Consider the following 11,109-nt stretch of genomic DNA (forward strand, 5'->3'; position numbering starts at 1 on the left):
CCGTTGGGGCCGATGATGGTGACCACACTGCCCGCAGGCACCTGAAAGTCCAGTTGATGCAGCACTTCGGCGCGGCCGTAGCCGGCGGTCAGGCCGCGGATATCAAGAAGAGGCGTTTGGCTCATATCAGTGCTCCGTGCCCAGGTAGGCTGCGCGGACTGCCGGGCTGGCCTGGACTTCGGCGGGCGTGCCTTCGATCAGGCGGGTGCCGAATTCCATGACCACAATGCGGTCGGTCAGGTTCATGACAAAATCCATATCGTGTTCCACCAGCAGCAGGCTCATGCCTTCGGCCTTCAATTGGCGCAGCACACCGGCGAGCGCCTGTTTTTCCTTGTGGCGCAGGCCCGCAGCAGGCTCATCGAGCAGCAGCAGGGCGGGGTCGGTGCACAGGGCGCGGGCGATTTCCATCAGGCGTTGCGGGCCTAGCGCCAGGTTGCCGGCCAGCTCGTGCATTTGCCCGGCCATGCCGATGCGCTGCAACTGGCGTTCGGCTTCGGCGAACAATTGGCGCTCTTCTTCTCGGTTGAGTTTGAGCATGGCGCCCACGGCGCCGGAACGGCTGCGCAGATAGCCCCCTAGCGCCACGTTTTCCAGCACCGTCATGTCAGGCATCATCTTCACGTGCTGGAAGGTGCGCGACATGCCGCGTCTGGCGATGTCACGCGAACCCAGGCGCGAAATATCTTCGCCGCGGAAACGCACGCTGCCCGAGGTCTTGCGCAACACCCCGGAGACCAGATTGAAGGTGGTGGATTTGCCCGCGCCATTGGGACCGATCAGCCCGATGATTTCGCCCGAGCGGATGCTGAAGCTCACATCATTGACGGCGACCAGGCCGCCGAACTGCTTGCGGATGGCATCGACTTCCAGCAGCATCGAACCGGGCTCAGGTTGCGGGCGGCGCGGCAGCGCGGCGGCATTGCCCCAGTCGCGCACCCGCTGCCGGCGCGGCAGGCGGTTGACGAAGGTGGGAAACAGGCCTTGCGGCATGTATTTCAGGATCAGGATCAGCATGATGCCGAACACCACGATCTCGAAACTGCCGGTGGCGCCTATGAGTTTGGGCAGCAGCACCTGCAATTGATCTTCGACCAGCTTCACGACGGCGGCGCCAGTGAAAGCGCCCCAAATGCTGCCCACACCGCCGGCAACGGCCATGAATAAGTATTCGATGCCGAATTTGATGCCGAAGGGCGAGGGGTTCACGGAGCGCTGGAAGTGGGCGAACAGCCAGCCGGAAACCGCGGCGAACAAGGCGGCGATTAGGAAGATCTGCACCTTGTAGCGGAAGGTGGAAATACCCATGGCTTCAGCCATGGTCACGCCGCCCTTGAGCGAGCGGATGGCGCGGCCAGTGCGGGAATCCAGCAGGTTGACGAGGGCGCCCGCGCCCAGCAGCGCAAAGCCCCAGATCAGATAGTAGATATTGCGGTCCTGGGTCATGTCCAGGCCCAGCAGCGGAATGGGGGGGACGCCCGCAATGCCGTCAAACTTGCCCAGCCATTCCATATTGGCCATGACATAGTTCAAGGCCAGACACCAGGCGATGGTTGCCAGCGGCAAATAGTGTCCGCTCATGCGCAGCGTGACCCAGCCTAGTATCAGGGCGCAGGCAGCCGTCAGCAGCAGCCCCGCAAATAGGTTGAGCCAGGGCGACAGGCCGAGTTGCGTGGATAGATAGGCGGTGGTGTAGGCGCCTATGCCGACAAAGGCAGCCTGGCCGAAAGACGTGAAGCCGCCAATGCCGGTGAGCAGAACCAGGCCCATGGCGGGGAGGGCATACAGGCCGATATAGTTCAGCTGCGTAATCCAGAACGCGGGCAGCGGCAGTTGCGGCAGCAGCGCAATGACCAGCACGAAAACGATCAGCGCCCAGTTGCGCTTGGGCGCGCTGCGCGGCAGCAGGGAATTGAGGGAGGTATCTGTGCTCATGATCAATCTTCCTCGGTATGCGGATCGCGCAGCGAGCGCCACAGCAGTACGGGCAGGATGAAGGTGAAGACGATGGCTTCCTTGAAGGCGCTGGCCCAGAAGGAGCTGAACGCTTCGATGATGCCGACCAGCATGGCGCCCAGCAGCGCCATGGGATAGCTGGACAGCCCGGCAAAGACGGCGCTGATGAAACCCTTCAGGCCGATCAGGAAACCGCTGTCATAGAAGATCGTCGTGGTCGGGCCGATCAGCAGGCCGGACAGCGCGCCGATGAAGGCGGCAACCGTGAAGGACTGTTTGCCTGCCGATTCCGTCGAGATGCCCATCAGGCGGGCGCCCAGCTGATTGACGGCCGTGGCGCGCAGGGCCTTGCCGCGCAGGGTGTGTTCGAAGAACAGCCACAGCAGCAGGATCAGCGCGATGGTAATGAGGAAAATGATGATGGTCTGGCCGGAAAGCAGCAGGCTGCCCAGGCTCATTTGCTCATCCCAGAGCGCCGGGGTGCGGAAGCCTTCGGCGCCAAAGAAATACAGGCCCAGGCCGGTCAGCGCGAAGTGCACGCCCACCGAGACGATCAGCAGAACCAGCACGCTGGCATTGGCCAGGCTTTGATAGGCGAGGCGGTAGATCAGCGAACCGAAAGGCGTGACCAGCGCCAGCGTCAGCAGCATCTGGGTCAACAGTGAGGGCTGGCGCGGCGCGATCCAGATGGTCAGGGCGGAAATGGCGACCGGGAAGGCCAGCGTGCGCAGCAGGCGGCCGAGGATCTGCGCGGCAGGCTGGCGTTGGCGCAGGTCGGCAATCAGGTCCAGCACGGCGGCGCAGGCGGCCATCAGCAGCAAGAACCAGACGGTGCCTGGCACCTGGCCCAGTTGAAGCATGCCCAGCGTCAAGGCGCCGAAGGCGACATATTCACCCTGAGGAAGATAAATAACCCGGGTGACGGCGAAAACCAGCACGGTTGTCATGCCCAGCAGGGCATAAATCGCGCCATTGGTCAGGCCGTCCACAAGCAGGATACTGGCGATGGAAAAGTCCATGAGCGATATCGGCGATAGGAATGAGCAGGCCCGCCAGCATCACGCTGGCGGGGCCGTAAAGAAGAGACAGGGAAACTCAGTCGGTTTCCAGCACCCAGTCGCCGTCCACGACTTTCATGATGACCGGGCTTTCGGGGGTGAAGCCCCAGTGGTCGCTGTCGGTGAAGTCGATGACTCCCTGGGAGACCGGAATGGCCGGCAGGTTTTCCAGGGCATCGCGCAAGGCGGTGCGGAATTCGGGGGTGCCTGGCTTGGCGTGTTTCAGCGCTTCCGGCACGGCTTGTTGCAGCAAGAGCAGGATGTCGTAGGAGTGCGCGCTGAACTGATTGCGGGTGCCGGGGCCAAAGGCCTGTTCGTAGTTCTGGACGAAATCGCCTGCCGCTGCCTTGGACGGGTTGCTGGCGGGCAATTGCTCGGCGATCACAGCGGGGCCGGACAGCACATACGCGCCTTCGACTGCCTTGCCGCCGACGCGGATCAGGTCGCGCGATGCGGCGGCATGGGTTTGGTAAATCTTGCCCTTGTAACCGCGTTCGACCAGCGCGCGGTGCGGCATGGCGGCGCCGGAACCGGAGGCCACGACCAGAATGGCGTCGGGCTTGGCCGCCAGCAGCTTGAGGGTTTGGCCGGTGACGCTGGTGTCGGTGCGTTGAAAGCGTTCCGTCGATACCAGCTTGATGCCGTATTGATCCGCCAGCTCCTGCATGTCCTTGAGCCAGGTTTCGCCATAGGCGTCGGTATAGCCCAGAAAGCCCAGAGTCTTCACGCCTTGCTTGGCCATATGCGCCAGCGCGGCATTGGCCATGACGGTGGAAGAGTGCGCCAGGCGGAAAGTCCAGGCGTCGCGGCCAGGCGGCACGGGAACCGGGGAGAGAGCCAGTTGTGGCGTCTTGGTTTCCAGGGCCACATCCACAATCGCCAGCGCCGAGGGCGTGGCGACCGAACCGACCAGCATGTCCACCTTGTCTTCCGTTACCAGCCTGCGGGCATTGCGCGTTGCCGTCGTGGGGTCGGTGGCGTCATCGAGCACGATGATGTTGATTTTTTCGCCAGCGATTTCGGCGGGCCACAGTTTGAGCCCGTTATTGCTGGGAATGCCCAGAGCAGAGGTTGCGCCGGTCAGCGGCAGGATGGCGCCGATGTTGATATCGGCCTGGGCCGGAAATGCGGCGGCGACGGCAAGCGCGGCAGCGAGTTTCAGGGCGGTGCTAGGGCGGTTCATATTGTCTCCTGGTGATCCGGCATTTAGTTATTAATAATAATTAAAAATGCCGGGGTCTAGCATAGGGGAAACCCCAAATATCAATGTTTTTATAGGGGTATTCCTTTTTGAATATAAGTATTCTTGTTAAGTTTATTTATGGGGTACGGGTTTGGATGGCGGCTTTCAGACCGCCCCATTCGGGTAGGAAAATACCGGCTTCCATGAGGCGTGGCGTATGCACGATGGGCGCGAATGACATATGCGCGAGGATGTCGCGTTCGATGTCGATGCCGGGGGCGATTTCTATCAATTCCAGGCCATTCAGGCCGAGCTGGAAGACAGCCCGTTCGGTAATGAAGAGGACGTCCTGCTGGCGTTGCGCGGCGTCCTGGCCATTGAAGGTGATCTGTTCCACCTGTTCGACAAATTTGCTGCTGCGGCCTTCCTGTTCGATGCGCAGCGCGCCGTCCGCGATGGCGATTTTCAGGCCGCCGGCGGTGAAGGTGCCGCAGAACACCAGTTTGCGGGTGGAGCGGGTGATATTGATGAAACCGCCGCAGCCGACCGGGCGGCCATTGAATTTGCTCACATTGACATTGCCCTGGGCATCCACCTGGGCCAGGCCCAGGAAGCTGGCGTCCAGGCCGCCGCCGTCATAGAAGTCGAACTGCGACGTCTGTTCGATGATGGATTGGGCGTTGTAAGCCAGCGCGAAATCGCCGCCCTGCGCCGGAATGCCGCCAGTGACGCCGCTCTCTACGCTGAGCGTGAGCAGATCGGCAATGCCTTCTTCGGCAGCCACGGCAGGAATGCCGGCGGGAATACCTATTCCCAGGTTGGTGATGGCGCCGGGCATCAGTTCCAGCGCCGCCCGGCGGGCGATGACCTTGCGCTCATCAAGCGGCATGGGCGGCAGGCTGCTCAGCGGAATGCGCACATCCCCGCACAGCGCCGGATTGAATGCTGTCGTAATGGTCTGCCAATGATTCTCGGGCTGGGCGACCACGACATAATCGACCAGAATGCCGGGAATCTTGACCTGCTTCGGATGCAGGCTATTGGCCTGAACAATGCGTTCGACCTGGGCGATGACAATGCCGCCGCTGGCGCGCGCGGCCTGGGCGATAGCCAGTTGTTCGAGCAGCACCCCTTCCTTGTCCAGCGTCAGGTTACCGGTTTCGTCGGCCAGCGTGGCGCGGATGATTGCGACGTCTATCCTGGGGCAGGGGTAGTACAGCCACTCTTCACCCTGGAATTCGACCAGGCGCACCAGGTCTTCGCTGCAACTGCTATTGAGTTTGCCGCCTTCCTGGCGCGGATCGACGAAGGTGCCCAGGCCAACCTTGGTCAGCAGGCCAGGGGAACGGCTGGCAATATGCCGCGTGAGCTGCGACAGTGACCCTTGCGGGAAGTTGTAGGCCTCGACCTTGCCGTCATAGACCATTTTCATCATTTCCGCGCCAGTCTGGCCGAAATGGCCGGCGATGGTGCGGCGGATCATGCCCTCGTGGGCAAAGTGCTTCATGCCGCCGTTGCCGCTATTGCCGACTGCGCCGCAGGCCCAGGTCGTGAGCTGGCGGGGATGGCCGGTTTCCAGGAAGTGCTGTTCCAGCCCTTGCAGGACTTCTTCGGGTAGGCTGGACATGGCCAGGCCGCCCAGGAAGAGGGTGGCGTCGTCGCGGATCAGGGCGCCCGCTTCCTTGGCAGTGATGATTTTCATGCTGATGACCTTTCGATTCGGGGATGTCGTCGGGGCGGCCGGGCCGGTTCGAGCAAACCGTGCTAACGGGGCCATGCCGCCCGGAAAAAAAGTGGGGTCAGCGGCTGCTGTCGCTGACGCGGATGACGGCCGCCAGGCCGGTATCGCCCGCGGCGCAGCCGGTGAACAGCCCGACGCCGCCGCCGCGCAGCACGAGTTCCTCGATCAGTTCGAGGATGGCGCGCAGGGCAGTGGGGGCTTGCGGATGGCCCCAGATGATCGGGCTGCCATAGTTGTTCATCTTTTCCCAGGGGAAGCCGGTATCACGCGCCAGCGCGATGTCATTGACGGCGAAGGGGTTGTGCGTCTTGATGGCATGGATATCGGCAATCGTGAGGCCGCAGGCCTGAAGGGCGCGGAAGGTGGCGGGCGATGGCGCCATGGGCATATGCGCGGGCTCGACGCGGGCCATGCCGAACCCCAGGATTTCAATGGCGATTTCCGGGCGGGCGGAGAGTTCGCGGGCGCGCTCGCGTGTGGTGACGATGGCGCCTGCATTGCCGTCCGCGGGGTGGGTCTGGCCGCCGAAGGTGATGGTGCCACCTTCGCGTACTGGCTTGAGTTTGGCCAGGCCTTCCGGGGTCGTGGGGAAAATGCCTTCATCGGCCTGCAGAACGCCCAGGTCTTTGCGGCCTTTGGGAGGCGTGAGCGGGGCATCCACCATGTAGCGTTTCTGGAAGGCGCGTTCGTTGGCCAGCGCTTCCAGGTATTGCTGATAACGGTGCAGTTTGAGCGCGTGCTGCTCAGCTGTGTCTATGCCATAGCGCAGCGCGACGTTTTCGCCGGTTTCCAGCATGGGTTTGCCGGTATAAGGGTCGCGAGCCATATTGTCCGGCACCCAGCGTTCGGGGCTGCCGTAGCCGCCAGGGCCGCCGGGGTCCGGGTAGTAGAGCAAGGGGCCGTTGGATTGTTTGTCCGCCATGAGCAGCAGCGCGCAGCTGGCGCTGCCCATGGCGATTTCCTGGCTGGCCATCAGCAGGGCGCGCACGCTGGTGGCGCAAGCCTGCTGTACCGAGGGGCCGGCCACACGGTCTATACCCATCAGGCCAGTGACATAGGGCAGGCCGTAGAAACTGCCAGGGTAGGGGTTGGTGGTGCCAAGAATGGCCAGGTCGATCTGGGATAGATCTACATTCCGCGCCGTCAGGGATTGCTTGGCAACCTGGGCAACCAGGGGCAGGGGGTTGAGCGTGGACAGGCTGCCTTGCCATTTGGCGAAGGGCGTGGACCAGTAAATGCCGTAAGGAATATGGGCGCGCATGCGGAAGTCTCCGTTTTGGCTTTTGATTCTATTCAAGAACTATTTTTTGTTTTCTTTCTTAGTAAAAACACCTTTTTGTAGGGGTTTTCACTAGTCGGAACGCTTGTTTACAGATCAAATTATTTATAAACTATAATCAAATAAACAGCAAGAAGGCATACCTCAATGAAGAATTTCGAGCAGTATTCCAATCTGACGGTGGAGATTGATGGCGCGGTTGCGCTGATAGGGCTCAACCGTCTGGAAAAGCGCAATGCGCTCAATGACGGCTTGATCCTGGCGTTGCGCGATGTCTTCGAATCGCTGCCGCAGGATGTCAAGGCAGCGGTGATCTACGGCAAGGGCGAGCACTTCTGCGCCGGCCTGGATCTCAGCGAACTGAGCGAGCGCGATGCGGAACAGGGAATGCATCACTCGCGCATGTGGCACCGGGCTCTGGAGTCCATTCAGTTCGGCCGGATTCCTGTGGTGTCAGCTTTGCAGGGCGCTGTGGTTGGCGGCGGCCTGGAGCTGGCGTGCGCCACGCATATCCGTGTGGCGGATGGCACGACGTTCTATGCGCTGCCCGAAGGCGCGCGCGGTATTTTTGTCGGGGGCGGCGGCTCGGTGCGGGTGCCGCGCCTGATTGGCGCGGCGCGCATGGCGGACATGATGCTGACGGGCCGTGTGTATGGCGCGGAAGAAGGCGAGCGCGTCGGCTTTGCGCAATATCTGGTGCCCGCCGGTGAATCGCTGGCCAAGGCGCGTGAACTGGCCGGGCGCATTGCCGGCAATGCACCTATGACCAACTACGCATTGATGCATGTCTTGCCGCGTATCGCCGAGGCGCCGGCCGACAACGGCCTGCTGATGGAATCCCTGGTTTCCGCCATTGCGCAGTCCGCGCCGGAAGCCAAGGCGCGCGTGGCGGAGTTTCTCGCGGGCAGGGCGGCAAAGCTGCGTGCCGGTTCGTAAGAACCGCTGTCCGGGCGTGAATAGATCCGGTGTACCGACATCACGCCTGCAAGATTGGTTTTCAGAGGGATCGAGGAGACACAAAGTGACTTCTGAATTGAAGAACGCGGCCTTGGCCGCGCCGCGCTACCGCGCCATGCGTTATGGCGTCGATACCGTATCCGTCGAACGCCGGGAAAATGGCGTTTGTTATTTGCGTGCCGGGACCGTGTTGCAGGCGGCTGCGCCCAATATGGGAAGCCGCCTGGCCTACTGGGCTGGGGAGCGCCCGGCGCATACCTTGTTCGCCCGGCGTGAACGCCTGGCCGATGGCAGTCTGGGCGAGTGGGTGCATCTCAGCTATGCCGAGGCGCTCGCGCAGGCGCGCCGGGTTGGCCAGGCCTTGCTCGATCGCGGCCTGAGCGCCGAGCGTCCGGTGGTGGTCCTGGGCGAAAATAGCCTGGAGCACGCGGTGCTGGCGCTGGCCTGCCTGTATGTCGGCATTCCGTATTGCACGGTATCAGCCGCCTATTCCACGCTGGCAACGGACTACGCCAAATTGCGCCGGGTGCTGGAAACTTTGACGCCGGGCGTCGTGCTGGCGGTGGATGGCGCGCAGTATGGCCGCGCCATAGACGCCGAGGTAGCCGAAGATTGCGAAGTCTGGCTGGAGCGTGATGACGGCTGGCGCCGCCGTGCCGGGCCTCAGGTCTTGTGGCGCGACATTTTGGCGACGCCGGCTGGCCCGGAAGTCGATGCTGCCGCCGCTGCCGTGACGCCTGAACATATTGCCAAGTTTCTGTTCACCTCCGGTTCGACCAAGCTGCCGGCGGCGGTGATTAATACGCATGGTATGTGGTGCGCCAATCAGCAGCAATTGGCGCAATCCATTCCGCTGGTGCAGGACGCGGATTTGACGATGGTGGATTGGCTGCCCTGGAGCCACACTTTCGGCGGCAATCATAATTTTGGCATTGCGCTGTATAACGGCGGCTCCTTGTATATCAATGACGGGCGCCCCACGCCGGCTCTGATTCAGGAAACCTTGCGCAATTTGCGCGAAATCTCGCCTACCGTGTATTTCGATGTGCCCACAGGCTTCGAGGCCATTGCTGCCGCTATGCGCACGGACGCCGCGCTGCGGCGCAATCTGTTGTCGCGGGTCAAATTGTTTTATTACGCTGCTGCCGGGCTGGCGCAGCCGATATGGGATGCCTTGCACGAATGCCAGGAGCAGGAGCTGGGCGAGCGTATCGTGATGGGGACAGGGCTGGGCATGACCGAGTCCAGCCCCTTTGCGCTGTTTGTGAATCATCCCGATGTCCGCGCCGGGGATCTGGGGGTACCTGCCCCCGGCCTGACGATCAAGCTGGTGCCTGATGGCGACAAGCTGGAGGTGCGCTACCGCGGGCCGAACATCACGCCGGGCTATTGGCGGGATCCGGCGGCCACGCAGGCGGCTTTTGACGAGGAAGGCTTTCTTTGCACAGGCGATGCCGTGGCTTGGGTAGATCCGGCTGAGCCAGTGCGCGGGCTGCGTTTCGATGGCCGGATTTCTGAGGATTTCAAACTGTCCACCGGGACGTTTGTCAGTGTCGGGCCGTTGCGCACGCGGATTGTGGCGGCGGGCAACCCTTATCTGGCCGATGTGGTTCTGACCGGGTTGAACCAAAAGGAGGTTGGCGCCATGGTGTTTGTGGCGCAAGCCGCGCGTGAATTGGCGGGGGCCGGGCCGGCAACGCCCCAGGCCGAGGTCAATGCCCACCCGGCGGTGCGTGCGGCGTTCCAGGGCATTCTTGATGGCCTGGCCGCCAGCGCGACAGGCAGCGCCAATCGCATTGCGCGCATGGTGCTGCTGGATGAGCCGCCGCAGTCGTCTGCCGGTGAAATCACGGATAAGGGTTCGATCAACCAGCGCGCCGTGTTGCGGCATCGCGCCGCGCTGGTAGAGGCGTTGCATGAGGGAACGGCGCCTGGGATTTTCTACCCCTCTGCGAAGAAAAAGGACTGAGAGATCATGGATATTCAAGGTGTAGCAGCATTGGTGACCGGCGGCGCTTCCGGTCTGGGTGAGGCCACGGCGCGGGAACTGGCCCGGCGGGGCGCCAAAGTGGCGATTCTGGACCGCAACGCAGAGGCGGCAGCACGGGTGGCGGCGGAAATCGGCGGGCTGGGCCTGGCTTGCGATATTACGGATACCGCAAGCGTGGAGCAGGCCTTGGCCGAGGCGGCGCAGGCGCATGGCGCAGCGCGTATTTTGATGAATGTGGCGGGGATAGGCACGGCCAAGCGCATCGTGCAGCGCGATGGCAGCGCGGCGCCGCTGGAGGATTTTGCCCGGGTGGTGCAGATCAACCTGATCGGCGCCTATAACGTCAGCCGTCTCTTTGCTGCCGCTTGCGCCGCCTTGCCGCCGCTGGAAGACGGGGCGCGCGGCGTCTTGCTGTTCACGGCCTCGGTCGCGGCTTTTGATGGCCAGATTGGCCAGCAGGCATACAGCGCGTCCAAGGGGGGGCTGGTCAGCATGACCTTGCCCATGGCGCGTGATCTGGCGCGTCATGGCATCCGTGTGGCTACGATAGCCCCAGGGCTGTTCAAGACGCCTTTGATGAACGAGCTGCCGGAAGAGGTGCAGCAGACCTTGGCGGCCTCGATTCCGTTCCCGCAGCGCCTGGGCAAGCCGGAAGAATTTGCAGGCCTGGCCTGCCATTTTGTCGAGAACGACCATCTCAATGGCGAAGTGATCCGCCTGGATGGCGCGCTGCGCATGGCGCCGCGTTAAGCGGCAGCAGACGGGCCGCCGGGCCGTTGAGCTGTTGAGTCGCTGCTGAGCCGCTGAGCCGTAATGGTGGCTCAGAGCGGTTCTGGGTGGCTCCGAGCGGCTCTGAGCCGCCGTGAAATTGTAGGGGAGTCAAAGTGGTGCAACGCGAATCCATGGAATATGACGTCGTGATCGTCGGTGGCGGGCCTGCGGGCC

General features: G+C 62.6%; 8 protein-coding genes and 1 pseudogene. 3 read left to right on the forward strand and 6 right to left on the reverse strand.

Annotation, left to right across the window (positions count from 1 at the left end):
* Nucleotides 1–126 precede the first annotated feature (126 nt).
* The 6 genes and pseudogenes from ACTJGZ_RS14375 to ACTJGZ_RS14400 form a co-directional block, all read right to left on the reverse strand.
* A complete protein-coding gene (locus ACTJGZ_RS14375; protein WP_441663592.1) occupies nucleotides 127–1,935 on the reverse strand; it encodes a branched-chain amino acid ABC transporter ATP-binding protein/permease in 1,809 nt (602 codons plus the stop codon).
* A 2-nt stretch (nucleotides 1,936–1,937) separates the two neighbouring features.
* Complete coding sequence (locus ACTJGZ_RS14380; RefSeq protein WP_441663593.1) at nucleotides 1,938–2,975, reverse strand: branched-chain amino acid ABC transporter permease; 1,038 nt, start codon at nucleotides 2,973–2,975, stop codon at nucleotides 1,938–1,940.
* A 76-nt stretch (nucleotides 2,976–3,051) separates the two neighbouring features.
* Complete coding sequence (locus tag ACTJGZ_RS14385; protein WP_441663594.1) at nucleotides 3,052–4,197, reverse strand: ABC transporter substrate-binding protein; 1,146 nt, start codon at nucleotides 4,195–4,197, stop codon at nucleotides 3,052–3,054.
* A 136-nt stretch (nucleotides 4,198–4,333) separates the two neighbouring features.
* The gene (locus tag ACTJGZ_RS14390) at nucleotides 4,334–5,899 is read right to left on the reverse strand and encodes an acyl CoA:acetate/3-ketoacid CoA transferase (RefSeq protein WP_441663595.1); all 1,566 of its coding nucleotides are present in this window, start codon (nucleotides 5,897–5,899) and stop codon (nucleotides 4,334–4,336) included.
* 97 nt (nucleotides 5,900–5,996) lie between these two features.
* Nucleotides 5,997–6,425 (reverse strand): hypothetical protein, encoded by a 429-nt coding sequence (locus ACTJGZ_RS14395; RefSeq protein WP_441663598.1) that lies wholly within the window; start codon nucleotides 6,423–6,425, stop codon nucleotides 5,997–5,999.
* Between the two features lie 45 nt (nucleotides 6,426–6,470).
* Nucleotides 6,471–7,199, reverse strand: a pseudogene (locus ACTJGZ_RS14400) (thiolase family protein); the annotation flags it as partial.
* Nucleotides 7,200–7,364: 165 nt separating this feature from the next.
* Between ACTJGZ_RS14400 and ACTJGZ_RS14405 the strand changes: the two are divergent.
* The 3 genes from ACTJGZ_RS14405 to ACTJGZ_RS14415 all read left to right on the forward strand — a co-directional run bounded on the left by ACTJGZ_RS14405 (nucleotide 7,365) and on the right by ACTJGZ_RS14415 (nucleotide 10,914).
* Entirely contained in the window at nucleotides 7,365–8,153 is a 789-nt protein-coding gene (locus tag ACTJGZ_RS14405) for a crotonase/enoyl-CoA hydratase family protein (protein WP_441663596.1), read from the forward strand.
* Between the two features lie 136 nt (nucleotides 8,154–8,289).
* Nucleotides 8,290–10,143, forward strand: coding sequence for a feruloyl-CoA synthase (locus ACTJGZ_RS14410; RefSeq protein WP_441663599.1), 1,854 nt, complete (start codon nucleotides 8,290–8,292; stop codon nucleotides 10,141–10,143).
* Nucleotides 10,144–10,149: 6 nt separating this feature from the next.
* Entirely contained in the window at nucleotides 10,150–10,914 is a 765-nt protein-coding gene (locus tag ACTJGZ_RS14415; RefSeq protein WP_441663597.1) for an SDR family NAD(P)-dependent oxidoreductase, read from the forward strand.
* Nucleotides 10,915–11,109: the final 195 nt, after the last annotated feature.

It is taken from the genome of Kerstersia sp. (assembly GCF_052103615.1).
GTDB lineage: Bacteria > Pseudomonadota > Gammaproteobacteria > Burkholderiales > Burkholderiaceae_B > Kerstersia.

Bases quoted from the DNA above. Each gene is read 5' to 3' on its own strand.
- ACTJGZ_RS14410 (WP_441663599.1), top strand. From the start codon at position 8,290: ATGCGTTATGGCGTCGATACCGTATCCGTCGAACGCCGGGAAAATGGC.
- ACTJGZ_RS14390 (WP_441663595.1), bottom strand. From the start codon at position 5,899: ATGAAAATCATCACTGCCAAGGAAGCGGGCGCCCTGATCCGCGACGAC.
- ACTJGZ_RS14380 (WP_441663593.1), bottom strand. From the start codon at position 2,975: ATGGACTTTTCCATCGCCAGTATCCTGCTTGTGGACGGCCTGACCAAT.
- ACTJGZ_RS14375 (WP_441663592.1), bottom strand. From the start codon at position 1,935: ATGAGCACAGATACCTCCCTCAATTCCCTGCTGCCGCGCAGCGCGCCC.
- ACTJGZ_RS14385 (WP_441663594.1), bottom strand. From the start codon at position 4,197: ATGAACCGCCCTAGCACCGCCCTGAAACTCGCTGCCGCGCTTGCCGTC.
- ACTJGZ_RS14405 (WP_441663596.1), top strand. From the start codon at position 7,365: ATGAAGAATTTCGAGCAGTATTCCAATCTGACGGTGGAGATTGATGGC.
- ACTJGZ_RS14415 (WP_441663597.1), top strand. From the start codon at position 10,150: ATGGATATTCAAGGTGTAGCAGCATTGGTGACCGGCGGCGCTTCCGGT.